Annotated in this window: 23 protein-coding genes, 2 tRNA genes and 1 pseudogene; 11 read left to right on the forward strand and 15 right to left on the reverse strand. The window is 65.4% G+C overall.

Annotation, left to right across the window (positions count from 1 at the left end; genetic code table 11):
- Positions 1-411: 411 nt before the first annotated feature.
- Positions 412-1,344, reverse strand: a complete 933-nt coding sequence (locus tag BOO71_RS03805; RefSeq protein ID WP_075830648.1) for a phosphotransferase family protein — start codon at positions 1,342-1,344, stop codon at positions 412-414.
- Positions 1,345-1,408: 64 nt separating this feature from the next.
- On the opposite strand from BOO71_RS03805, the gene xpt reads away from it, so the two are divergent.
- From xpt to BOO71_RS03825, 4 genes are all read left to right on the forward strand, one after another.
- Positions 1,409-1,990 (forward strand): xanthine phosphoribosyltransferase, encoded by a 582-nt coding sequence (xpt, locus tag BOO71_RS03810; RefSeq protein ID WP_075830649.1) that lies wholly within the window; start codon positions 1,409-1,411, stop codon positions 1,988-1,990.
- A gap of 106 nt (positions 1,991-2,096) precedes the next feature.
- The gene (locus tag BOO71_RS03815) at positions 2,097-2,585 is read left to right on the forward strand and encodes a general stress protein (RefSeq protein WP_075830650.1); all 489 of its coding nucleotides are present in this window, start codon (positions 2,097-2,099) and stop codon (positions 2,583-2,585) included.
- 46 nt (positions 2,586-2,631) lie between these two features.
- Positions 2,632-4,194, forward strand: coding sequence for an acyl-CoA carboxylase subunit beta (locus tag BOO71_RS03820; RefSeq protein ID WP_075830651.1), 1,563 nt, complete (start codon positions 2,632-2,634; stop codon positions 4,192-4,194).
- A gap of 235 nt (positions 4,195-4,429) precedes the next feature.
- Positions 4,430-5,176, forward strand: coding sequence for a type 1 glutamine amidotransferase domain-containing protein (locus BOO71_RS03825; RefSeq protein ID WP_254843010.1), 747 nt, complete (start codon positions 4,430-4,432; stop codon positions 5,174-5,176).
- Here BOO71_RS03825 and BOO71_RS27570 read toward each other — a convergent pair.
- From BOO71_RS27570 to BOO71_RS03850, 5 genes are all read right to left on the reverse strand, one after another.
- The gene (locus tag BOO71_RS27570; protein ID WP_075830653.1) at positions 5,173-6,258 is read right to left on the reverse strand and encodes a hypothetical protein; all 1,086 of its coding nucleotides are present in this window, start codon (positions 6,256-6,258) and stop codon (positions 5,173-5,175) included. The genes BOO71_RS03825 and BOO71_RS27570 overlap by 4 nt on opposite strands.
- A gap of 30 nt (positions 6,259-6,288) precedes the next feature.
- Positions 6,289-6,717, reverse strand: a complete 429-nt coding sequence (locus tag BOO71_RS03835; RefSeq protein ID WP_075830654.1) for a GNAT family N-acetyltransferase — start codon at positions 6,715-6,717, stop codon at positions 6,289-6,291.
- Complete coding sequence (locus tag BOO71_RS03840) at positions 6,714-8,678, reverse strand: serine/threonine-protein kinase (protein WP_075830655.1); 1,965 nt, start codon at positions 8,676-8,678, stop codon at positions 6,714-6,716. Before BOO71_RS03840 ends, BOO71_RS03835 begins: the two co-directional genes overlap by 4 nt.
- 50 nt (positions 8,679-8,728) lie before the next feature.
- Positions 8,729-9,898 carry a hypothetical protein gene (locus BOO71_RS03845; RefSeq protein WP_075830656.1) on the reverse strand — a complete coding sequence of 390 codons (1,170 nt, stop codon included), beginning with the start codon at positions 9,896-9,898 and terminating at the stop codon, positions 8,729-8,731.
- Between the two features lie 90 nt (positions 9,899-9,988).
- A complete protein-coding gene (locus BOO71_RS03850; protein ID WP_075830657.1) occupies positions 9,989-10,255 on the reverse strand; it encodes a hypothetical protein in 267 nt (88 codons plus the stop codon).
- A 64-nt stretch (positions 10,256-10,319) separates the two neighbouring features.
- Between BOO71_RS03850 and BOO71_RS03855 the strand changes: the two genes are divergently transcribed.
- The 7 genes and pseudogenes from BOO71_RS03855 to BOO71_RS03875 all read left to right on the forward strand — a co-directional run bounded on the left by BOO71_RS03855 (position 10,320) and on the right by BOO71_RS03875 (position 14,595).
- Positions 10,320-11,639, forward strand: coding sequence for a replication-associated recombination protein A (locus BOO71_RS03855; protein ID WP_075830658.1), 1,320 nt, complete (start codon positions 10,320-10,322; stop codon positions 11,637-11,639).
- A gap of 38 nt (positions 11,640-11,677) precedes the next feature.
- Positions 11,678-11,754, forward strand: a tRNA-His gene (locus tag BOO71_RS03860).
- Between the two features lie 92 nt (positions 11,755-11,846).
- Positions 11,847-11,979: transfer RNA gene (locus tag BOO71_RS27575), tRNA-Leu, on the forward strand.
- Between the two features lie 39 nt (positions 11,980-12,018).
- Positions 12,019-12,276: pseudogene (locus BOO71_RS29150) on the forward strand (phage integrase SAM-like domain-containing protein); the annotation flags it as partial.
- Positions 12,277-12,279: 3 nt separating this feature from the next.
- Positions 12,280-12,894, forward strand: a complete 615-nt coding sequence (locus BOO71_RS03865) for a tyrosine-type recombinase/integrase (RefSeq protein ID WP_254843011.1) — start codon at positions 12,280-12,282, stop codon at positions 12,892-12,894.
- A 50-nt stretch (positions 12,895-12,944) separates the two neighbouring features.
- The gene (locus BOO71_RS03870) at positions 12,945-13,406 is read left to right on the forward strand and encodes a hypothetical protein (protein WP_139322727.1); all 462 of its coding nucleotides are present in this window, start codon (positions 12,945-12,947) and stop codon (positions 13,404-13,406) included.
- Positions 13,407-13,497: 91 nt separating this feature from the next.
- Positions 13,498-14,595 (forward strand): DNA cytosine methyltransferase, encoded by a 1,098-nt coding sequence (locus BOO71_RS03875; RefSeq protein ID WP_075830661.1) that lies wholly within the window; start codon positions 13,498-13,500, stop codon positions 14,593-14,595.
- Here BOO71_RS03875 and BOO71_RS03880 read toward each other — a convergent pair.
- The 9 genes from BOO71_RS03880 to BOO71_RS03930 form a co-directional block, all read right to left on the reverse strand.
- Positions 14,477-15,643: an HNH endonuclease gene (locus tag BOO71_RS03880; protein WP_075830662.1), complete on the reverse strand. Its 1,167-nt coding sequence runs from the start codon at positions 15,641-15,643 to the stop codon at positions 14,477-14,479. The genes BOO71_RS03875 and BOO71_RS03880 overlap by 119 nt on opposite strands.
- Positions 15,644-15,978: 335 nt before the next feature.
- On the reverse strand, positions 15,979-16,569 hold the full coding sequence (locus BOO71_RS03890) for a hypothetical protein (protein WP_075830664.1): 591 nt from the start codon (positions 16,567-16,569) through the stop codon (positions 15,979-15,981).
- A gap of 78 nt (positions 16,570-16,647) precedes the next feature.
- The gene (locus BOO71_RS03895; RefSeq protein WP_075830665.1) at positions 16,648-17,496 is read right to left on the reverse strand and encodes a glycoside hydrolase family 19 protein; all 849 of its coding nucleotides are present in this window, start codon (positions 17,494-17,496) and stop codon (positions 16,648-16,650) included.
- A gap of 383 nt (positions 17,497-17,879) precedes the next feature.
- Positions 17,880-18,185 (reverse strand): hypothetical protein, encoded by a 306-nt coding sequence (locus BOO71_RS03900; RefSeq protein ID WP_075830666.1) that lies wholly within the window; start codon positions 18,183-18,185, stop codon positions 17,880-17,882.
- Positions 18,182-18,607, reverse strand: coding sequence for a hypothetical protein (locus BOO71_RS03905; protein WP_075830667.1), 426 nt, complete (start codon positions 18,605-18,607; stop codon positions 18,182-18,184). The genes BOO71_RS03900 and BOO71_RS03905 overlap by 4 nt, the downstream gene beginning before the upstream one ends.
- Positions 18,594-19,064 (reverse strand): hypothetical protein, encoded by a 471-nt coding sequence (locus tag BOO71_RS03910; protein ID WP_075830668.1) that lies wholly within the window; start codon positions 19,062-19,064, stop codon positions 18,594-18,596. Before BOO71_RS03910 ends, BOO71_RS03905 begins: the two co-directional genes overlap by 14 nt.
- A 73-nt stretch (positions 19,065-19,137) precedes the next feature.
- Positions 19,138-21,639 (reverse strand): hypothetical protein, encoded by a 2,502-nt coding sequence (locus tag BOO71_RS29025; protein ID WP_175607354.1) that lies wholly within the window; start codon positions 21,637-21,639, stop codon positions 19,138-19,140.
- Positions 21,636-22,043: a hypothetical protein gene (locus BOO71_RS26735; protein ID WP_075830671.1), complete on the reverse strand. Its 408-nt coding sequence runs from the start codon at positions 22,041-22,043 to the stop codon at positions 21,636-21,638. Before BOO71_RS26735 ends, BOO71_RS29025 begins: the two co-directional genes overlap by 4 nt.
- 11 nt (positions 22,044-22,054) lie before the next feature.
- Entirely contained in the window at positions 22,055-23,803 is a 1,749-nt protein-coding gene (locus BOO71_RS03930; protein WP_139322729.1) for a hypothetical protein, read from the reverse strand.
- Between the last annotated feature and the right edge of the window lie 234 nt (positions 23,804-24,037).

Genomic DNA, 24,037 nt, shown 5'->3' on the forward strand with positions numbered 1-24,037 from the left:
GGGAGGGCTTTGGCAAACCAACGGCGGAAGGTGCGTTCATCCCAGCCGCTGTAGCGGCTGAGATTCAATGCATTGATTCGGCCAGGAATGGCCTGCCACAGCGGCATCAGGTGGAGGAAGAAGCGCTGTTGGGTAAGAGGAAGATGTAGCAAAGTCAGCAGTACGGGTAAAATGGTCATCGGGTCTCCTGGGGGCAGTCTTGAGAACTTCACCCTAGCGGAGACCCGTTTTTTGGTCCATTTCAATTTTTCGTCAAAACTGTCCGAACCATTGCTCATACGGACTCCGATTGAATCGTTTGCAAAAACGATGAATATCCGAGCGGAGCGAGAATGAGAAGAACGGGTTCCGGGCGTGGAGTTGGCAAACTGGCGCTTTCCCAGTTTGTCAACGAAACAGACGGAATCCGTATCAGCCCTGACGGCCCAGCCACTCCTCCCACTCTGGAAACTGCACCGACACGCGTAAAAGCTGCATCAGCGCAGTGCCGGGGCGGGTGTACCACAGGTCCGTCTCGTGACCCTCGGGAACGTAGGCGAGGCGGCGCGTGGCGTCTTCAAGCAGATAGGCCAGCAGACGCAGCGACGCGCCGCCGTCCAGCACGGCCTCCTCGTGGTAGCCGCGCAGCAGTTCGGGGGCGGCCAGCGGCCCGGCGTAGGTCAGGTCCAGCACCGGATCGCCCCAGCCCGCGTCTCCCCAGTCGATCAGCGCCGTAACTGCGCCCGTGTCCGTGACCATCAGATTTCCGGCGTGTAGATCGTTGTGCAGGAAGACCGGGGTGGGGGGCGGGGCCGCAGCCAGCAGGCGCGAAACCGTTTCCGTGGCCCACATCGCGTCGGCCAGTCCCAGCTTTTTGCTGTCGGTCACGCGGGCCAGGGTGCGGGGCGGGTTGGGCGGGACGATAGGATTGAGCCTGCCCTGCGGATCGGGGGCGGCGGTCACGTTCCGGTGAAGCCGTGCAAGCTCTCGCCCCGCCTCCCGGTAAGCGCGCAGCAGACGCGGATCGCCCTCGGCCCAGCCATAACTTTCCAGACTGCGGCCCGGTGCGAAGGCGTAGACGGTGACGGGCGCGTCCACCACATCCCGGTCATCGTCGAAGATCAGCAGTTCCGGCGTCCTCACCCCGGCGTGAAAGGCGGCGGGGGCGGCCACGCTCTCGGTCAGGGCGTCTTTGACGTCGCCGGGCATCGGAATGCGGAGAACTATGGGCTGGCCGTTCAGGGCCGCGCGGTAGACCCGGTTGACGATACCGACGCTGGGCAGCCGCTCCGGCGTCCCCTTCAGCCCATACTTTTGCGAGAAGGCGGCGAGTTCGGCAGGGGTCAAGTCGGGGAGGGCGGGCACGCGGCCCAGTCTGGTCTAAATTCATCCACGCCGCAGCGGCCACCCGGCGGATACACTTTCCCGCATGCAATCACTGGTGGACGCGATTCGTGAACAGGGCGTGATCCTGCCCGGCGGTTTTCTCAAGGTGGACGGGCTGGTCAACCACCAACTGCTGCCGGGCCTGACGCGCGAGATGGGCGTGCGCTTCGCGGAACTGTTCGCCCCCCTGAAGCCCAACAAAGTTCTGACCATTGAGGTCAGCGGTATCGCCCCCGCTATTTCCGCCGCGATGGAACTGAACGTGCCGATGGTCTACGCCCGCAAGAAGAAGCCGCTGACCATGAAGGAACCCGCCTTCACCGCTAGTTCGGTCAGCCGCACCAAGGGCGGCAACGTGGACCTGTTCGTCAGCTCCGAATTCCTGGGGCCGGAAGACCGCGTGGTCATCATCGATGATTTTCTGGCCTCCGGCGGCACGTTGCGCGCCCTGACCGGGATGATCGAACTCAGCGGCGCAACCCTGCTGGGCCTGGGCTGCGTGGTGGAAAAGCAGTTTGAACTGGGGCGCGAATTTCTGGCCGATCTGGGTGTGCCGATCCATACCCTCGCCAACATCGTCCGCATGAGCGAGGCCGAGGGAATCGTGGTGGAGGTGGGGCGCTAAACGCCAGAAAGCCAACGCTCTCTCTGGCAAAGGTAAAACCGGCTGAACACGGCGCTCAGATGGGCGGTGGTCCGGTTCTCTAGGCTGGGGCCAAGGAAGTGACCCCATGACCCAGCCCGATCCCCGTTCCGCCCTGATTCCAGACCAGAGTGCCCGCATCAACGTGGCAACCTACAGCACCTACCCGGAGGCCCAGCGCGCCGTCGATTACCTGAGCGACGAGAAATTCCCGGTGGAGCGCACCGCCATCATCGGTGAGGGCCTCAAGACCATCGAGCAGGTCACGGGCCGCCTGGACTGGGGCCGTGCGGCGGGCCTGGGCTTTGGGCAGGGGCTGTTTATCGGCCTGTTCGTGGGCCTGATCTTCAGCCTGCTGGGGCTGGGCGGCGGCAATCTGCTGTTCTCTATCGCCTACGGCATGGTGGTGGGGGCCGTCTTCGGTCTGGTCTGGGGTCTGGTCGGATATGCCCTCAGCGGTGGGCGACGTGATTTCACGTCCATTGGCGGGATGCGCGCTGACCATTACGTGATCGTGGCCGACGCCGAGGTGGCCGAAAAGGCCAGGGCGCTGCTGGCAAACCTGCCGACGCGCTGATTGGGCCGAAGAACTTCCTAACGCCCGTTTGGATAGGATGCACCCCATGACACAACCCGGCATGGAGTTGCAGGAATTGATCGCCGAGATGGAGCAGCGGCGCGGCAAGGTAGAAGCGGGCGGCGGCGCGGCGCGGCAGCAAAAGCAGCGCGACGGCGGCAAGCTGACCGCCCGTAAGCGCATCGACGCCCTGCTTGATCCCGGCAGCTTTTTAGAGATGGGAACCTTCGTGGAACACCGGGGCGGACGCCTGATGCAGGGCGTGGAAGCTCCGGGCGACGGCGTGGTCACCGGGAGTGGCACCATTGACGGGCGGCAGGTCTTCGTCTTCTCGCAGGATTTTACGGTGCTGGGCGGCAGCCTGGGCAAGATGAACGCCGCCAAGGTGACCAAGATCATGGATCTGGCCGCCAAAACAGGTTGCCCGGTCATTGGCCTCAACGATTCGGCGGGGGCGCGCATTCAGGAAGGAGTGGACTCGCTGTCAGGCTACGGCGAGATCTTTTACCGCAACGCGATTTACTCAGGCGCGGTGCCGCAGATCAGCGCCATTCTCGGCCCCTGCGCGGGCGGCGCGGTGTATTCCCCGGCGCTGACCGATTTTATTCTGATGAGCGGCGGCAGCAGCTACATGTTCATTACCGGGCCGGAAGTGATCAAGAGTGTGACGCGCGAGGACGTGACCCTTGACCAGCTCGGCGGCGCGGACGTGCATACCCGCAAGAGCGGCGTGGCGCACCTGGAATACGACGGCGACGAGGCCGTGCTGGCGGGGATACGTGACCTGCTGGGCTACCTGCCCCAGAACGCCCACGAGCAGCCCCCGGTGCGCCAGACCGATGACCCCGTGACCCGCCGCAACGACAAGTTGCTGGACATCGTGCTGCCCGATCAGCGCAAGCCCTACGCCATGCACGCGGTCATTCACGAACTGGTGGACGACGGCACCTTTCTGGAAATCCAGCCGAACTGGGCCAAGAATATTCTGGTGGGCTTCGCGCGATTGGGCGGGCAGAGCGTGGGCATCGTCGCCAACAACCCGCGCGTGATGGCCGGGACGCTGAACATTGACGCCAGCGACAAGGCCGCCCGTTTTATCCGCACCTGCGACTGCTACAACGTGCCCATCCTGACCCTGGTGGACGTGACTGGCTTCCTCCCTGGCGTGGCCCAGGAACACGCCGGAATCATCCGCCACGGTGCGAAGATGCTGTATGCCTACGCCGAGGCCACCGTCCCCAAGATCACCCTGATCACGCGCAAGAGCTACGGCGGCGCGTACCTCGCCATGAACAGCCGCGATATGGGTGCGGACGTGGTGTACGCGTGGCCCACTGCCGCCGTCGCCGTGATGGGCGCGGAGGGGGCGGCCAACATCGTCTACCGCCGCGAGATCAACGCCAGCGAGAACCCCGAGGCCACCCGTGCCGAGAAAATCGCCGACTATAAGGATGCGTTTGACAACCCATATGTGGCCGCCAGCAAGGGCTACATAGACGACGTAATTCCGATGGAAGACACCCGCGCCCGCCTGATCCTGACCTTTGCCATGCTCCGCGACAAGGCGGAGGTCAGGCCGTACCGGAAGCACGGGAATATGCCGCTGTAGGAAGATTAGAAGAATCAGGACGCGGCTCTGAAACTTGGGGCCGCGTTCTGTTCTCTGATTTGCCACGCATCTGCCAGATACCCGGTCATAAACGAACGGCCAAGATTCTCCTTTCTTCCCGCTGGCACGCCGTTTCCCACCTCCAGCGTGTCCTGTCTGACACAGCGCCCCCTAGGCTGGGTCTAGGGTGTCCGGCATGACTTCTCCTACTGCTAGCAAAAAAATCCTCGTCATCATGTCCAGCGATTCCGAATTGCCCTTGCAGAACGGCAAAACGCACGCCACCGGCTTCTACCTCAACGAGTTCGGCGTCCCCGCGCACCGGCTGGTGCAGGCGGGCCACACGCTGGAAATCGCCACGCCGCGCGGCAACCGTCCGCCACTGGATGCGGGCAGCGACAGCAAGGACTTTTTCAAGGACGAGGCGGAGTACGGGGAGATCAAAAAGTTCGTGGACGAAACCCTGTCCGGCGAGATCGTGCCGCTGGCCGACGCCGTGACCAATCTGGACGCTTTTGACGCCGTGTTTCTGCCTGGCGGCCACGCGCCCATGATTGAGCTGATGCACAACCACGATCTGGGCCACGCGCTGCTCCACTTCCACGAGCGCTCGCTGCCCACCGCGCTGATCTGCCACGCGCCCGTCGCTTTGCTGGCCGCGCAGCCCGCCGCCGGGGCATACCAGCGGGCGCTGGAAGCCGGGGAAACGCCCACAGCCGAGGACTTCACGTACAGCGGCTACAAGGTCACCGTCTTCAGCACGCCGGAAGAAAAGGACGCCGAGAGCGGCTTTGACGCCCCCATGCTGTACTACCCCGCCGATGCCCTGACCGCCGCAGGTATGACCGTACAGAACGGCGAAAAATGGACCAGCAACGTGGTCCGGGACCGCGAACTGATCACGGGCCAGAACCCCATGAGCGACGAGGCATTCGTGGAGGAATTCCTGAAGGCGCTGGGAGAAACGCCCGCGAAGGGCTAACCCTCTCCCACTTTCTCCCGCGCCACCTGCACCCGGACCCTGGCCGCCAGCGTGCGGTAGAACTCCGGGCGCTGTAGGTAGGCCATGTGGGGCGAGCGGCCTCCCAGCGGAAAGTCGGTGTCGTGCGCTCCTGGCACGCTGCCCTCGGCGGGAAAGCTGAGCAGATCGCGCTCGCTCCAGACATTCCAGAAGTAACCCAGGTGGGGCGAGGCGTCCAGCGCAGTTCCCCCGCCCGTCTGATCGTCCAGAAACAGGCCCAGGGCCTTGCACGGCCCCACCTGACTGGCCGCCGCACACCACACCGCCGCCCGCAGGTCCGAGAGTTCGGGATCAGCGGGCAGAAAACTGGTCAGGGCGTCGTAGATCAGTTGTCCGCCCATGCTGTGCGTCACGATCACCAGCGGTTCGTCCCGCTCCCGGCTGAGGTGCCAGGACTTCTTTAAGGCGTCCAGCACGCGGGCAGCAATCGGGCCGGGCTGCCGGGGCGTGCCGCGCAGCGTGAAGTATTCCAGCGCGTCCCCGACAAAAAAGGGAATGAAGCCCTCCAGCGGGCGGCGCAGATCCAGCATGGCGCGGCGCATGTTCTGATGGCGGCGCAGTCGCAGACGCTGAGGCAGGTGTGCGCCGTTCAGGTCCAGGCGAGCGCGAACAGCGGACAGCGCCACCGGCCACTGGGCGGCGACGGGAACATTGCCGATGGCTGCCCGCACACCCGCATCCCGGGCGATGGCCCAGCAGACCTCCACCAGTTCGGGCCAGCGGTCTGCCAGGACTTCCGGGCGCAGATCACGTTCCAGACTGTCGGCCAGCGCGGCGGCGTCCAGCGTCAGCGGATGCGTGGGCGGGGGCCACCCGGGTTGCCCGTGGTTTGTGTAGGCGAGGCTGGCCCCCAGATCGCCCCAGTACACCCAGTCCACATTCACGCCCTGCGGATCGGTGGGGTTGACACTGGGCGCGACGTGGGTTTGCAGCGCCGCACGGACCTCGTCCCACAGCGCCCCGTGCGTCACGCGCTTGAGGGTCTCCCACTGCGGCTGATCGCCCTCGCGGATGGCGACGCCGTGGACGTAGAGGATGGACATGGGCCACTGTAACGGGTCTGATATGGATGGCTAGCGAAGGGTGAACGTCATTTCTGTAGTGCTGGAGGTGAAACCCAGGGACTCGTACAGGTGCCGGGCCTCGGAGGTGGTGCCCAGGCTCAGGCGGGTGATGCCGCGCTCACGGGCTGCATCTACACAGCGTTCCACCAACTCACGCCCCAACCCGCGCCGCCGATGGTCAGGATGCGTCCAGACGTTTACGATGCGGCCCCGCCACGGCTGCGGATCGCCGTGCGTCGGTCCCCATTCCAGCAGGGTCAAGCCCGCGCCGGCCACCATCTCTTCACCGTCCAGCGCGAGGAATCCTTGATACAGGCCGCGCTGTATGGCCTCTGTCACCCATGCGGCATAGATCGGGCGTTCGGCGGCATTCGCATCTGCTGGAAAACGGTAATGGGCGATGATGGGGGCGTCATCAAACTGAACCGGGCGAATCACGCGCCCTCCGGCGACTCCGGGTGGTGCTGGCGGTAGGCGCGCAACGTGCCGTCCATGAAAGCCACGTACAGCGTGCCGCCCGCCGCCAGAGGGGTGGCCTGCACGCCCGTGGCTTCCTGCTGGGTCCAGCGCACCGTGCCGTCGCGCACGTCCAGCGCGCACAACTGCCCGCTCTCGGAGGCCAGGAAGACCAGCCCCGCGCTGATGACCGGACTGGCGGTCACGCGGCCCGACATGCGGTGCGCCCACACGTCCTCGCCGTCGTGCAGGCGCAGGGCACGGACGGTGCCGTCCCAGCCTGCCAGGATCGCCAGCCCGGAATCGCCGGTTCCGCTGTGGGTCACGGCAGGGGAGGCCCACACCTCGTCCTCCAGATCGTAGGTCCACAGGATCGCCTCGTCCTCGGCCAGCGCCACCCGGCCAGAAGCGGCACTCAGGGCCAGCGCGTGGACCTCGCCTTCCCAGGTGGCCACCACCAGCGTGGCCTCGCCGGAGGTGCCGGGCAGCAGCGCGGGCGTGCCGTGGACCGTGCCCACCTCCACCTTCCACAGCGGGCTGCCGCTCAGGGCGTCCAGCGCGTGCAGCCAGCCGTTCTCGTCGCAGACCAGCGCCGCCCCGGCCCACACCAGCGGGCTGGCGGCCACCGGGCCGTCGGTGCGGTAGGCCCAGGCCAGTTCCCCGGTGCGGGCGCTCAGCGCGTGCAGGTGGCCGTCGCGGCTGGAGGCCAGCACCCGCCCGGCCCACAGCGTCGGTGCGCCGGTCAGCTCGGCGCGGGCCTGATGCCGCCATACTTCCGCTCCGCCCTGGAGTTCCACCCGGCGCAGCGTGCCGTCCCACGCGCCGAAGAAGATATGCCCACCCTGAAAGGCTGCCGGGGCCGTCACCTCGTCTCTGGCTGCATAGGTGGCGAAGGGCCGCCCGGAGGCGTGGGTCAGCACCAGTTGCCCGCCGCGCGTGCCCACCGCCACCAGATCGCCCTCGCCCACCACGGCGGCGGGCCAGGTGACCTCGCCGGGCAGCGGCACGCTCCAGACTTCTTTCAGGTTTGAAACGCGGGCCGGGCCGTCGGGATGCTCCCCCGTGCGGGTGCGTCCGCCCCGGTACTGGCCGCGCGCGTGCCCGGTCCAGATGTCGCGGCGGGCCAGTGCCCACAGGTGCGCCAGCGCCTCGCCGGATTCGGGGCGGTCCTCGGGCTTCTTGGAGAGCAGCGCCAGCAGCACGCGCGCCACCGCGTCTGGGATGGCCGGGTTCAGGTCGCGCGGGTCCGTGATTTTCTCGTAGACATGCTGGAACAGCACGCTCTGATCGCTGTCGCCCACGAAGGGCGGACTGCCGCAGGCCACGCGGTACAGCACCGCTCCCAGCGCGTAGAGGTCGCTCAGCGGTCCCACGCCGATGCCCTTGGCCTGCTCCGGGGCCATGTAGGCCGGGGTGCCCAGGGTCAGGCCGCTGCGGGTGAGTTGCCGGGTGTGTTCCGACAGCGCCACCAGCCCGAAATCCATGATGCGCGGCAGCCACGCCTCGTCCAGCAGCACGTTTCCGGGGGTCAGATCCCGGTGGATAATGCCGCGCGAGTGGATGAAATGCAGCGCCCGCGAGGCGAACGAGGCCGCCGTCAGATAGCGGGCCAGCGAGGTAGGCGCATCTTCCAGCGGTCCCAGCACCGTGATCGGGCCGCCGGTCATCAGCGGCATGGTGAAAAAGGGCCGTCCGTCGCTGGGGTCGAGGCCCAGATCCAGCACGGGAATCACGCCGGGGTGCGTCAGCCGGGCCAGGGTGCGGACCTCGCGCAGGAAACGCTGTTTGTCGGAATCGGGCACATGCGCGTGCATGACCTTGACGGCCACGTCGCGGTCCAGCAGCGAATCGTGCGCCCGGAACACCAGCGCGCTGCCGCCCTCGCCCAGCGGGGAACGCAGGTCATAGCGGCCCGCCAGGCGTGTTCCTACCTCCAGTGGCATATCGGCGGCAGTCTAGCGTGTGGGCAGGAGGTCTGAGCGTCCAGAGTGCTTCAGCCCGCCGCCAGTTGCCCAGGCGTCAGCGGTTCGCGCAGCAGACGGCCAAAGCCTTCCGGGCCGTGTTTTTTGGTCCAGCCCTGCACCAGATCGCTGCCCACGGCGTAGGTGAAGATGTACGCCCGGAACTGCGGCTGCCCGATAAAACGCAGCGTCTGGCGGGCGCGTTCGGGGGTGGCCAGGGCGTAACGGCGCAGAAAGTCCAGCACCTCGGCCTCGGACCGTTTCTCGCCGTGCAGCATCAGCGCCGCCGTGCCGCTCACGTTCTTCAGCCCTTTTTGCACCCCGGTGACGTCCAGAAAGACCCGCACGTCCTTGCTGTCCAAGCCTGCCAGCGTGGCCAGTTCGCCGCACAGCCAGTCGTGGACCTCGGCCTCGTCCATCACGGCATTTAGGGCATTGGTGGCAATCCCCTCCGAGACGGCGCATTCGGGGGCGTTCATCAGTTGGATGCTGTGTTCCAGCCAGCCTTTCTCACGGACCAGCAGGGCTTCTTTCGTTGAATGCTCGGTGTGGTGGCCGGGGTAGCCCTCGTGGGCCAGCAGATCGGGCAGGCCAGTCAGCGGCACGGGCAGATCGGTGTTGATGTCAATCCGGCTTTTCAGGTTGCCCAGCGGCCAGTTGTACCCGCCCCACGGCTTGTCGGACACCAGCGAAATGCTGAAATCCTCGCCTTCGGGCAGGCCGAAGCGCTCCTGGGTGCGCTGTCGGAGTTCGGCCAGAATCGGCCCCGCCAGCCGCAACAGATCGTCTTTGGGGACCACCACCTTCTGACGCAGCTTTTCAATGCGTTCAGAGAGTGGTCCGCTTCCCGGCACCGCCGTTTCCAGGGCGTCCAGAGCGGCGTCCAACTCATTCGGATCGGCACGCACCGGGTCAATGTCGTACAGCCCGCGCACTTCATCCTCATAGGGGATGGCCTCGCCGCCCACGATGCGGGTCATGGTCTGCATGGCCGAAACCTGCACGCGCAGAAATTCGCGGCGGGCGTCGTCGGTCACGCCCTGCACGTCTTCCAGCAATGCCCCGGCCTCGTTCTGGAGTTCGGCGGGTTCGCGCCGGGTGAGGTCTGCCCATTCCTGCGGGCCGCCGTAGCCGTCCACGAAACCCTCGGAATGCACGCCGATGGCGTGGGCCAGCCGGATGTAACGCTCTGCGATGTCCATACGGGGCAGGATAATGGGAAGAGGGCAGGATAATGGCAAGGCGCGCGAATGTCCTTTTCCGTCAACCTTTAACCATCAACCCTCCCCGGCTCAGTCCCCCACGAACACCGCCCGCTGATACTTACCGTCCTCGCCGACGGTGGGCAACCCGGCCTCCGCCGCTTTCTTCAACCGCTCCAGCGCCAGCAGGAGCGTCGGTCCCTCGCCGTACATCTTGACGGCGTCGGTGGTGACCATGAGTTCCAGCCCGCGCCCGGATTGCACGGCCTGAAAGATGCGGCCTTCCGGGGTCTGGCGCACCGTCACCATCACCCCGGCGGGAAAACGGGCCAGTTCAACCTGCTTGGCAAAGTCCATACGCACAGCATAAATCGGGCTTCGGTCCACAAAGCGCGGGGCGCAACCCATTATTCTCGGCCCCATGACCCTGTTTGACCCTCCCGCCCCGCTGGCCGAACGCCTGCGCCCGCGCACCGTCTCGGAGGTGGTGGGCCAGACGCACCTGCTGGGACCGGGCAAACCGCTGTCGCGCGTGCTGGCCTCGGGCCGCCTGGGTTCGCTGATCCTGTGGGGGCCGCCCGGCGTGGGCAAAACGACGCTGGCGCGTCTGCTGGCCGGAGAGGTTGGTGCGCACTTCATCCCGCTGTCCGCCGTCTCTGCCGGAGTCAAGGACGTGCGCGAGGCTACCGCCGAGGCCGAACGCCTGCGCGGGCGCGGTCAGAAGACCATCCTGTTTCTGGACGAGATTCACCGCTTCAACAAGGCCCAGCAGGACGCGCTGCTGCCGCATGTGGAATCGGGTTTGCTCACCCTGATCGGCGCAACGACTGAAAATCCATCGTTTGAGGTCAACCCGGCGCTGCGCTCACGGGCGCGGACGCTGGTGCTGGAAGCCCTGAGTCAGGAAGAAGTGCGTGGGCTGCTGAAGCGGGCATTGAGTGATCCGCGCGGGCTGCCGGGAATCACGGCGACGGACGAAGCGCTGGACCTCCTTTCCCGGCTGGCCGACGGGGACGCCCGCCGCGCTCTCAGCACGCTGGAAGTCGCCAGTTCACTTGCCAACCCAGTCACCCCCGAATCCGTGACCGAGGCGTTTGGCCGCCACCTGCCGCAGATGGACAAGAATGGCGAGGACTTCTACAACCTGATCTCCGCGCTGCACAAATCGGTGCGGGCCTCGCATGTGGACGGCGCGCTGTACTGGCTGGCGCGCATGCTGGAGGGCGGTGCGGACGGGCTGTACGTGGCCCGCCGCATTGTCCGCATGGCCGCCGAGGACATCGGATTGGCGGACCCGCAGGCGCTGCGGCTGTGTATTGCCGCCCGCGACACCGCCGAGTTTCTGGGCAGTCCAGAAGGCGATCTGGCGCTGGCGCAGGCCGTGGTGTATCTGGCCCTCGCCCCCAAGAGCAACAGCGTGTACGTGGCCTGGAAACGCGCTCTGGATGCGGTGCGGGACGGCGAGAATCTGCCTGTGCCCCTCCACCTCCGCAACGCCCCCACCGCGCTGATGCGGCAGCAGGGCTACGGCAAGGGCTACGCCTATTATTTTGACGATCCCGGCGGCTCCTTCGCGCAAAATTATTTGCCAGACGGCGTTCAACTTGGCCTGTACCATCCCACGGGCGAGGGCTGGGAGGCGCGCGTGGCGGAGCGCTGGCGCAAGCTGCAACACGCCCACGGCGAGGATGAAGGCGGGGCAGAAGCCGGGGTCATTGACACCCCGCCCGCGCACGTTTAGGATGTATAGGCCCGTGAGACGTAGTAACGCGGCGAATGGTGGGTTTAGCTCAGTTGGTTAGAGCGCCGCTCTGTGGCAGCGGAGGCCGGGGGTTCAAGTCCCCTAATCCACCCCAATTTTTTCCGGCCCACCGCCTTCACGGGTCAGGGCCGGATTTTTCTTTGAGTTCAGTTCGTTCGGTTAGGATGATCAGGTCAGGCGGCACATGCGGGGATGGCGGAACTGGTAGACGCACTAGACTTAGGATCTAGTATCCGCTCGGTAACGCCCCAGCGCGTGCAGGACAGGGTTTCTGGAGTTTCCGGGGACCCTTTTTCATCTCGATCTCATGCCCTCCGCAGCCACAGGAGGGGACATGAACACAGAGGAACTGCATCGGATGCACGCTCGGCACCTGGCTGCCTCACGGCGGGCACCGGGGACCGTCACGTACTACGGGAACTGCATGAAGCGGCTGTCGGAGTACATGAGCGCAGAGGGGATCAGTGCGCCGTCCGAGCTGACTCGCGGTCATTTGGGAGGGTTTATTTTATGGCTGCGGGAACGGGGCTTGAGTCCCGGCGGAGAGGCGGCCGTGATGCGTGGGGTGAGGGCGAGTCTCAGGTGGGCGCATGAGGAGGAGCTGCTGGAGAGTAACCCCATGGCACGCATCAAGCTGGCGAGCGTTCCACAGGTGCGTCCGCCGGCGGTTTCAAGCGAGGCGGCACGTGAGGCGCTGAAGGCGTGCGCGCAGACCAGGCACCCCCTGCGTGACCGGGCGATGCTCTTGACTATGCTCGACACCGGGGTACGCATGTCTGAGCTCCTCCAGCTGCGCGAGAGTGACCTTGATGTGATTGGCGGGTTCCTGCGGGTGCGGGCGGAGACTTCAAAGCGGCAGAGAGAGCGGCGCATACCTGTGGGTGTTCGGGCGATGCGCGCGGTGACCACGTACCAGCGGCGGGAGCGGCGGCCTGCGCGGGCGACTGTTGACACGCTGTATCTGAACCGCTCGGGGGTGCCGCTGAGCGTCAGTGGGCTGCATCACGTGCTGATCCGGCTGGCTGAGGTGACGGGGCGGAGCCGGGCAGAGCTGGCCCCTCACGCGTGGAGAAGGGGCATGGCGACGGCGTACATGAGCAACGGTGGCGACATCGTTACGCTGCAGCTGATACTCGGGCATGCGACGCTTGATCAAACAAGAGTTTATTTGAGACTCTCAGACGACGACCTCCAGCGGCGACACCTGCGGGCCTCGCCGGCGGACAACCTGTGACCTTTGGGGCGATGGGCTGGGACTGCGATACCACAGGGGTGGTTGTCAGGGTGCTGCGTGCCTATGAGGAGGGCGGTGCGGAGCTGGCCGCCCGCATGGCCCGGCTTCAGACGGTAGGCGGGTACAGCATGGCGGCGGCGTACGGCCTGCTGGCGGCGGCGCGGGCGCATCAGGGCGGGGTAGTCGACCCGGCCTACTGGGGCGTGCTGAGCGGCGGGCTGGGGCAGGCAGCGCGGCACTGTGGCCCCGTGTGGGTCGGGGTGTTTGAGCGGCCTGATGCAGACGGCATAAACGAAGACTGGGTAGTGCCAGAAGAGATGGGCGCGCAGGCGCACGTGGCGCTTGACCTGATGCAGCTGGCTGGCGATCTCAGGTATGGGCCAGGGCTGCGGCCTACGTGCGTTGATGAGCCGGGCACGCTGGCCTTGTACGTGCGCAGGGGTGTGGTCCTTTCCGGCCTGGCCCGGCAACTGGTGCGCGAGACGTTCCGCCTGAGTACAATGAGCAGATGAGTAATTATGTTCCTTGCTTAGTGCAGGGGCAGTTGATAGCATCCCCGGCGATAACAGACCGCCGGCGGGTGCGCGATGGAGGAGTGTGGCGATGACGAAAAACGGAGAACAGTTCACGCCACGGCTGGCCTCGTTTTTCTCGGGGATCGGCGGTTTCGATCTGGGGTTTGAGCAGGCCAACTATCAGGTGACCATGCAGTGCGAGATCGACGCTTTCGGGCGCAAGGTGCTCAACATGCACTGGCCTGAAGCCTTGCTGCACGGGAGCATAAAGGAGTTAAAGAGTGCAGACATCCCTGTTTCCGACGTTTGGGCTGGAGGCTTTCCTTGCCAAGACGTCTCGCTTGCCCGCATGGGCCAAAGGGCGGGACTTAAAGGCGCTCAATCAGGACTTTTCCACGACTTTGCTAGACTTCTGGGCGAGTCACTTCCCAGAGTTGTTGTCATCGAAAACGTGCCAGGTTTACTATCTTCCCACGGCGGAAGAGACTTCGGAACCGTTATTCAAGCGCTGGCCGAACTCGGGTACGCTGTCGGATGGCGTACTCTTAACAGTAAATACTTCAACGTCCCCCAGTCACGTGACAGAGTCTTCATTGTTGGATGTTATCGAGATGCAACAGGACCATCCGAGATATTATTTGAGCCAGAACGCGGCGGAAGGCATCTTGAGAAGGGCGGATCGCATGGGAAGGCCGCTATATCCCCCTTTAAGAAGGAGCTTGGAGATACTGAAGGAGAAGGGCCAGTCTTCCAAGAGTTAGCGTACTGTCTCTATGCAACATCGGCCCGCCACACAGGCACAGACTGGAGCCGCACCTATGTAACCTATCCGAAGCTCGGAAAAGTCCGCAGGTTGACCGCAGGCGAGTGCGAGGGCATCCAGGGGTTCCCGGCTGGCTGGACGATGCTCAAGAACTACAGCGGGGACTTTGACAAGCTGGAAAGCGCCCGATACAAGAGCATCGGGAACGCCGTGACGGTCGGTGTTGCCCGCTGGCTGGCTGAGCGGATTGATCTGTACCTGCAGAACAGGTTTGAGGCGTCTGTGGCCGATGAGCAGGCGGCTGCTAGTCCAGCTCCTGGTTCGCTGCCAGGATATTCAGAAACTCTCGCCGTGGCCGTAGGAGAGGATCTCGTGGCAGCCGCGCCTCAGGGATCACGCCGACGAAAGACTCAAGCCAGCTGAGCATCGCCGTTTCACCTCGGGCCAGGAGCGCATTCCTGGCCCGCTCTGGTATCTCCACACGGTAGTCGTCGGAGGCGTCGTCAGCGATGATCGCCAGCAGCCGGTTGTCGAAGGCCCAGTGATGCGTTTTGCAGAGGCAGACGCCGTTGTACACCTCATCCAGCTCGTACTGACGCCAGGGCAGCACGTGCGCCGCGTCCACGCCCGCCGCGTTGCCTGGGGTCGGTGGCAACCTCACGCCGCAGATCAGACAGGTCGAGTCGTACGCTGCCCGGACGCCCTCGCGGAACACGCGTCCCGAGTGGCCGCGCGAGCTGGTGAGCTGCCACTTCCTCCAGGCTGCGATGGTCCTGCGCTTCAGTTCGACTTCCTGCACGGGGATCAGTTCCACGTCGAACAGCGGGCGGCTCACGGGGGCGTTCGTGAGGGTTTGCAGGCCTGGCAGCAGGTCCCCCGCGCCTTCCATCAGTTCCTCAGCCTCTGGGTCTGTAGACGCTACGAACTTGGGCAACTGCTCGTAGGACTTGAACGTCGCCTTTGAGACGGGGTTGCCGGACGTGACACCTTCCTGGTGCTGCTTGATGGCCTCACTGACGTAGAACGGCAGTTCGTCGGCACGTCTCCACAGCTCCTGCACTTCACCGGCCCGCTTTGCCACGTTGATGTGCGCCTCGGCTGTGGCATCACTGAGCTGGATTGTCTCCGCGTGGAAGACGAACTGATCGCCGTTGATCTCGATGTGGCTGGCCTCGATGTAGTCCAGCAGCTGCCCTCCGCTGTCCACCCCGGACTGCGAGCGCACGGTGGGGTTGAGGAGCAGGGCCGCGCATACCTGCCGCTGCACACCGATATGCTCACCTTTGACCTCGGACCGAATGCGGGTCTTCCCTTCGGCGCGTCGGATGACCAGGCCGGTGTTGATACGCCAGTTCGGGGAGAGGACCACAGTCAGGTGTTTGTCCACCACGTCGGCGGTGGTGTACCCGTCGCTGTCGCCGCTCATCTCGTACTCGCCGCGCCCCCTGCTGTGCCGGAAGATGATCTTCATGTCGGATGAGTGTATGTGAGAACATCCCGCTTTGGCTGCCCCCTGTGTGTTTTCATGAACGCTACCGCCTGTTTTGCGATGAACACGGCGAAAAAGCCCGAAAGGTCAGACCTCGGGGGATGCTCGATAGTCATCCATGTAACCACAGTAGAGTCCTCCTCTATCTCCTTCCCCTTCTTCCCCTTTATGAGGCAGTCTCGTGCGCCGCGCATGCCGAAACGCGACAAACACGGCGAAAACATGCGAAAGGTCAGACCTCGACGGGCCGTGTGGCTCATCGGACACTCATAATGGGACCACGAAAAAGCCCTGGCGGTGAGTGCCAGGGCCGGGGGTTACTTCTTGCCGATGCGGGGCTTGACCCAGTTGGTGTACGCGTACTCCAGGCCCTTGATCAGCCCGCTGATGGTGCCAGCGGTGATCTTGCTGCGCAGCCAGCTGGGTGCCCAGGCGGGAATCGGCACGTGGGGAATGATGTACTTCACGATGAACGTCGGCAGCACGAGGATCACCAGGTCGCGCGCCGAGGTGCCCTTGATCGCTGGAGCTGCCTGACCGACGGCCAGGCTGATCAGGTTGCGCACCTGGGTCGCGAGGTCAGCGATTTCCATGATGCTGAGCTTCCTGTCCCCGAAGGCGGCCAGCACCTCCTTGACCAGATGTTCGCCTGCGCTGATCACGTCGGTGAGAATGACGGCCAGTTCGGCGTCAGGAACGGGCACTTCCACAGGCGCGGGCGCGGGAGTCGGCGCGGGCGCAGCCGCAGGGATGCCCACACTCTGCGCGCTGAACCCGCCGCCGATGCTGCCGCCGGTGCGGGCCGGAGGGGTGGCGGGGATGCTTGCAGGGGTGAGGGTTTTGGTGATGACGATGCCTGCGGTTTTGCGGGCTTCGAGGATCGCGGTGATGCGGGGGTCGATGGTCATGGTGTGTGCCTCCTGATGGCGTGAGAGGGCGGACCCACAGGCGCGTGACCTGTGGGCAGTTCAGAATCTGGACTCGGGTTAGAGGCGGGCCAGGATCAGCGCGCCGTCGTCGGCCACGGTGATCTGCAGGCCGCCGTGTGGGTAGGTGCCGGGGTTCGGGTACATCGCCCGCACGCGCCCGAAGAACGCTTCATCCAGCGCGTGACCCCCGTAGATGCCGCCGGGCTTGCCGTCCCACAGGCTGCGCACAGGCGGCTCCCCGCTGTGGGTCAAGAACACCGACGTGCTGCGCGCGGGCGGCACGGGGGCCGTCTGCTCAGCGGGGAAGATCTGCATGAATCTGTGGTACAGCTCCGCCCGGTGTTTTAGGCCGTTGTCGCCGCCGTTGATCGTGCGGGAGACGCGGTCCACGTCACCGCCGCCCAGGATTCCGAGCAGGCCCTTCCGCTTGCAGAGTTCAAGGGCAGACAGGGCGCTCGCTCTGTGGGTCAGGAGCAGGTCCGGTTGGCTCTCCAGGTCCAGACCGATGGCGCGTCCGATCGCGCGGTACATGTCCCGTCCCGTGATCTGCATGTACCCGCGTCCCCGGAAAAGGAATCCATCGCCGGGGTTGACGTTGCCCATGCGCCCGCCGTACGCGTAGTTGCCGAGCTTGACGGGGTTACGCACGTAGGGGAGGGTTGACGCGACCGTGGGGAACCTGCGATCCCAGGCTCCCATCATGGCCTCTGTGCTGTAGTTGAGGTTCTCTGACACGGGCATGATGCTTGACTCGTGGGTGAGCTGCGCGAGCAGCATCGCGACGGCGGGGCGGGTGGTGACGCCGTAGCGCTCGCAGGCTTCGTCGAGCGCGGCTGCGGCGGCCTGCGGATCGGGATGACGTGGAACCGCCCGACGGATGATGTCGGGCGTGATGGTGTATCTCATGGGGTCCTCCTGTGGGTGTCTCTTTTAAGGACGCACGCGGGCGCGCCGCGCACGCGGCGCTGTGCCACATCAGCCTGCATCTCTACTCTTTGTGCTTTCGCTAGGGTTGGGCTGCTCTTTAGAACGGGCCTGCGGGCGCGCCGCGCACGCGGCGCAGTGCACATCCCCCTGCATCTCTACTCTTTGCGCTTTCGCTGGCTGTGGGTTGCTCTTTTAAGTGGGCACGCGGGCGCGCCGCGCACGCGGCGCCAGGCCACACCTTCCAGAGATGCAGCCCTACTCCTCGCGCTCCGGCCCTTCCCACGCCGCTCTGATGCACACCCACGCCACAGCGCACAGCAGCAGCACATGCACGCCGCACAGGAGCCAGATCAGCGAGCTGCTCATCGGCGGAGGTTGATGTCGGCGGCTACGGCGATGCTGAACAGCGCGTGATGCCTGACCTTCGCGTCGAGCTCGTCGCCTGGGCGCAGGCTGAACCAGAAGACGTTCGGCTTGACCACCTTCCCGGCGATCCGGTAGGTGGTACTGAAGACACCCACCACCGGCTTGCTCTGGCCGAGCCCGTAGAACTGCCGCTCTACCGGTTCAACGCGTATCACCTGGTAGTGAAGCGCGCTCAGTGTGGGTTCTCTTGCTGCTGATGCGAATCCGAAAGCCAGCACGGCGGCTATGATGAGTTTCTTCATAGCACCTCCACATCCCGGCCTTCCCTGCGCCACTCCAGCCGCTTTTTGACGTAGTGCACGCGCCACAGGATCGCCATCAAGATCAGCGCGAATCCCAGGATTGACAGCGCACCGTTTGCGACCAGCAGCCGATGCGGGCTTGAGGTGCGGTTGAACTCAAAGACCGCAGCAAGGGCCAGGTATGTTGCCATCGCCGCGACTCCAAGCGCCATGAGCCAGTTTGAGATCCTGAAGCGCTTGCAGTCCGCATCACTCCAGATCTTCTCCAGCTCGTTTGGCTGCACCGCGTTCCAGGTCCACAGTGCGGCTGCCAGGCCAAACAGGGCGGCGCTGGCAGACCGTACGCCGAACAGCAGCTCGGGCCCAGCCTCCGAGTCAAGCCACCACCCTTGACACATCAGAAAAAGTTCATGCGGGGTCATACGGACTCGCCTCCTCCGGCGCGGCTTCCGGGAAATCGATCTCGATCGGCTCCGGGGGTGCGGGTTCCTCCAGCGCTTCCGTGGTGTGGGGCGCTGGGTCCGTGCCGCTGCGGTTGTCCATCTGCGCGCGCATCGTGTCGAGCATCTGATTCAGGTCGCTCAAGTCAACGCCGAGGCGCTTAGACACCCACTTGAGCGCCATGAAGCTAACGAACACGACCGGCAGCACGCCGGTCATCGCTCCGATGATTGCTGAGAGGGTCGCGCTGAGGTGCACGACCTCGGCCAGAAAAAGCGATGCTCCGCCCCCGGTCCCGGCGGCGATGAACATCGCGCCGAACGTGCGAAGGGGCATGATCCGGATGCCCAGCGCCCACATGAGCGCGAGCTGCATCAAAGACGCGAAAAGACTGGGTACCAGCAACTGACTGATGACTGAGATGTTGCGTTCAGGCATGGTTTTGCCCCCCGTCATGCTGCGGCGGGGGGCGGGGCGTGGTGTAGTGCATGTGCGGGCCTCCTGTGTGGGTTTATGCGAGGTTGTAGCCGTACTCGAGCAGCTGCAGCGAGACTGCCCACTCGCCGCCCGAGGTTCCCGTTGCGCCGCCTGTTACTGCGAGAAAGCGCAGGAACGCGCGCTGGCCGTCTACCGCCGACTCAATCTGCAGATCAACGTTCTCTGACTGCACCGGCTTCGCCCCGCTGCCGTCTTTCACGATGCTCAGGCCGGTGATCTCGGGTACCAGAGTCCAGTCCCCTCCCTGCACTGTTTTGGTGCCCTTGACGCGCAGGCTGCCCTCGATGCGCCAGGTGACAAGCTCTGGCGTGGTGAAATACGTGCCGCTGTCGCCCCCTGAGGTGCGAGAGACGCACATCGCCATTCCGCGAAACGTCAGGCACTGGTCGACGCCGATCTCGATGCGGTTCGCGCCGGTCTGCGCGCTGCTCGAGTCGCGGTTGCTGCTGCTGCCGTCGGTGCGCAGCTCAACGGTCGAGCCGTTGTTGACCGCGCCGGGGCTGTGCAGGGTGACAAGCGCGGCCTGCGCCATCCGGCCCGCGTCTGCGCCGAACGTGACCTGGCCCGCGCGCCTGCTGATCGTGGTGCCGAACGCCAGCGCGTTCTCAGCTTTGGTTTGTGCACCGCTCCCTGCCGCGACTGCGCTGTTGTTGCCGAACGCCGTGTTTCCGGTGCCGCCGATGACCACACCGTTGCTCGCGTCTGTCACGGTATTGTTGGTGCCGCCCACAATCGCCGCAGCGACGGTCCCGCCGCCCCCGATCGTGTTGCTGCTGCCGCCTACCACGACCGAGTTCGCGAACCCACCCGCGCTGTTTGCCTCGCCTCCGATGACGACCGCGTTCTTGCCGGTCGTGAGGTTGGTCTGGCCCGCGAAAACACCGCTGTAGTTGCCCTGCGCGCTGTTCTGCAATCCGCCTACCACAGAGGTGTAGTAGTTGGTGGTGGTGTTGCCGTAGCCGCCCAGGATGCCAGCCGCGTACCCTGCCGACCTGTTCGCGTACCCGCCGATCAGTGCGCTGTAGTCGCCTGATGCGATCTGATCGGCGGCGCTCCGGCGCATCTGAAGATCGACCGAAGATGAACCCCTGCCCATGCCCGGAGCGGTGTCGCCCGATTTGTTGAAGATGCCCTTCGCCGGGTCAACGAACAGCAGGCTGCGCCCCAGCACACTGCCAGTCTCATCGGCGTAGTTTGCCAGCTCGTACTGCGTCCCGGCCAACTCAGCAGGCGGAGTGATGCCGCCGCCGCCGCCGGTGCCGTCCGCGCCTGCGGGTCCAGCTGGTCCCTGCGGTCCAGCGGGTCCTTCTGGTCCGGCGGGTCCCACTCCTCCATCAGCGCCGGTGTCTCCCTTGGGTCCCTGAGGTCCGATGGGTCCGTCAGCGCCTGCGGGTCCAGCTCCGCCGTCTGCCCCAGTGTCTCCCTTGACGCCCTGGGGTCCCACGGTTCCATCTGGTCCTGCGGGTCCGGCTCCACCATCTTCTCCGGTGTCCCCCTTGACACCCTGGGGTCCCACAGGTCCGTCGGTTCCTGCGGATCCCACTCCACCATCTGCGCCGGTGTCTCCCTTCACGCCCTGGGGTCCGATGGGTCCATCCGCGCCCGTGTCGCCCTTGACGCCCTGAGGCCCCACAGGTCCATCAGCGCCTGCCGGTCCGGGCGTGCTCGCGCCGCCGCCCGACGCTTTGATCTCGTTGATCGCCGCGACGATGGTGCCCTTCTCTGTGGTGGTGAGCGTGCTGAGATCGCCGACCTTCGTGGTCAGCGCAGCAACGGTGCTCGCGTTCGCCTTGAGTGCCAGCGCGCTGGCGACCTCGGTCTTGACCGCGAACAGCGAGTGGTCCACAGCCTCGAGCGCATCCGTGCGGTCTCCGAGACTATTCCAGTTGGCCTCCGCCTCGGTGCGCAGGGCCTCGACGTAGGTGTCGAGACTGATGAGCGCCGTCTCGTTCGTGCTCACGCGTGTGGTCAGCGTGTTCACTGAGACTTTCGTCGCGTAGCCGCTGAGGTCCGGGGTCGCTCCCGCTGGCCCCTGCGCGCCCTGTGGTCCGATGGGTCCAGCGGGTCCTACTCCTCCCGCAGGTCCAACTCCCCCCTGTGGTCCAGGTTCGCCTGGGGTGCCATCCGCTCCAGCGGGTCCAACGCCTCCTGCGGGTCCGACTGCGCCCTGATCGCCTTTTGTGCCAGCGGGGCCGATGGGTCCGGGTCCGCCAGTCGGGCCGGGGATGCCCTGCGTGCCGTCGTCTCCCTTGACGCCGGGGTTTCCCTGATCGCCCTTGCTGCCCACAGGTCCGGGTCCGCCAGCAGGTCCAGTTGCTCCAGCGGGTCCAGTCTGTCCGACGGGTCCGACGGGGCCAGGTCCACCGGCGGGTCCGGGAGTGCCCTGCTCTCCCACTGCTCCTGTTCCGCCAGCCTGCCCCTGCGCGCCGGGTGGGCCAGCGATGCCGCCCAGCACGCGCACAGCGCCGTCTGCTTCTATCACGGTGTCGGTGATGTCGATCGGTAGTCTGATCATGGTGTACCTCCTGCGGTCTGGGTTACGCGGCCTTCCGCTTCGACTTCAAAAGTCATGAGCGCCCGCTGATGCCCAAGCGAGTCGATCAAGAAAATGTCGGCGTAGCAGACGGCCCGCAGCTTGTCTGCCTCGCTGGCCCTGATGCGAAAGAATGGCCCCGCTTCATCGAATCCTGTGTTGGGGTTGGTTGTGACCGCGAAGCCCAGGTACTCAGCCTCAGCCAGGAGGCAGCCGCCGTGTGGCCGCGTCCTGAACTGCATCTTGTAGGTACACGCCTCGTATGCCAGCAGCTCCGCTCCGCTGATCGGTACTCCGTCGCGGCTCAGCGGGTGCTGAATGTCTACATCGCTGCCCCGGTACAGCCGCAGCGCCTGCGCGGGCGGGATGTTGTTGATCTCCTGCATGTGTGCCTCCTTTAGAACGGCCAGTCGAGCGCCGGTGTCATGTCTGTAGCGAGTGATGCGTATACCAGCGTGATGCCCGTGATCGCCCGGCGCGCAGCGGGAATGACTGTGATGGTCAGCTCGTCCGGCCCGGCGTCTTCCCTGAGATGCCACACCGCAGCGCCGTCCGGGTTCTCCACGTCGGCGGCCAGCGGGTTGTTGATGCGGGTGCGGTCAGACTGGTAGGTCGTTGAGACTGGCGTCTTGATCTCGCGCACCAGCAGCGCCCACAGGTCCCAGCCGTCCTCAGGCAGCCCGGTGAACTTCACGGTCAGCAAGCCGTCGCCGAGGCTGCCGCCCGCGTCGTACCAGGGCGTGGAGGCGTCCGCAGGCGTGGGTGCCGTCTGCCCGTTGAGGTCAGTTACGGTTGCCTCTGACGGCTGAAACTCCTGAAGTGCGCGTACCCGGGTAGCCAGGAACGAACTCACAGGCGCGGCGAGACGCGGACGGATGCCCAGCCGCTGCGTGAGCGCGTAGCCTGGGTTGCTCACTGACAGCACCGCCGGCCCCTGGTGGTCGGGGTTGCCGAAGATGTTCGGGTCTGCGCTCAGCCACACCGCGCCAGCGTCGTAGCTCAGCATCTTCAGGCCGCCGACTGTGGGTTTCGCTGCGCCCTTCACGCCCGCCAGAATCAGCGGCTGCGTGTCTGTAACGGGCTGCCGCCAGACGCCCTTCCCGATCTGCACGGCTGGCCCGGTCAGCTGCACCTGGTCCTGCGTGCTGCCGGGAACGACCGTGCTCAGGTCTGGCTCGGGCGTCTCCATGCTGTCAAGCCAGGTGTTCAGCTCTGACATGCGACTGTTGACGGCCGCCGCATAACCGGCGTCGACCTGTGGGGCCAGGTCAGTGATCGTTGCGGATGCCAGGATGGTGCGCGGTCCGACTGCCTGGCCGATGATCTGGCCGTCCAGTCCAATGTCCACGGTCGCCGCGAAGCTCTGCAGTTTTAGGTTGGCCGTGATGTCGCTGAACCCGATGTTCGCGTTGTACCCGTCGCCTGCGTCGCCGTCCCAGCTCATACCCTGCAACAGCAGCCGCATGTGGACGCGCCAGCGGTCAGCCAGCATCTCCACGGCGTACGCCATCGCCGGTTCTTTCGCCGGGATGCCGGGCGCGAGTGGCCGGTCGTAGTAGGCTGGCTCGCCATACTTGCCATCGTCGAGGAGCGTGTTGTGCTCTGCGGCGCTCGGCTCCGGGGTGGCCCTGAACAGCCAGCCGGACTGCGCTATCTGCTTGTCGGGGTACAGGTCTTCAGGGCCGATCTCGATGCGCGCCTCTCGGACCTCAACCCTGAGCAGGTCGATGTAGGCGACGCCGCTGTGGAAGCCGGGCGTGCGGTCTGTCCAGTTCTTTCTCGGGCCGGATTCGTACAGGTTGCCGACTTGCAGGTATCTGAGGGTGTTGCTGCCGGTCCTGATCCAGTTGCCGCGCGGGCCGACGCCGGTGGGTCCGAACGGGCTTGATAACCCTTCGTTCGTGGTGTCGCGCGGTACCCAGCCGCCGGTCAACGGTTCGATCTGGCGAACGGGCCAGGCTTTGATGTACGGCACTTTGATCCCGCCCGGAGCGCTGCGTGCCCGCCGTCTGCGCGGTTGAGTCAGCAGCAGGGGAGGGTGCATGTGCTGGGTTCCGGGTGGCACCTCGCCGTGGCAACCGATCCACAGCACGCGCCCGAGCGCGTAGTCGCCCTTGCCCGTGTGCCGCTGTCCGTCTTCGGTCACGAACCCGCCGGCGGTGCGCTCCACAACCGTGTGAACCGCAGGCTCGCACGCGGGCGGCGCGCAGGCGCAGCAGGGGTCTAAGCAGTCCCGTCTACCATCGCACCCCATACTCCACCTCCCAGATAGACAGCCGTCGCTCTTGATCCGAGTGCCAGATCAACCTTGCTCTGAGCGTTGACCCTGCGCCCGTCATCTGTGGCGATGACGTACCCCTTCCCGGCGAGACGCTCCACT

This window comes from Deinococcus marmoris, from assembly GCF_001949125.1.
GTDB classification, from domain to species: Bacteria; Deinococcota; Deinococci; order Deinococcales; family Deinococcaceae; genus Deinococcus; species Deinococcus marmoris_A.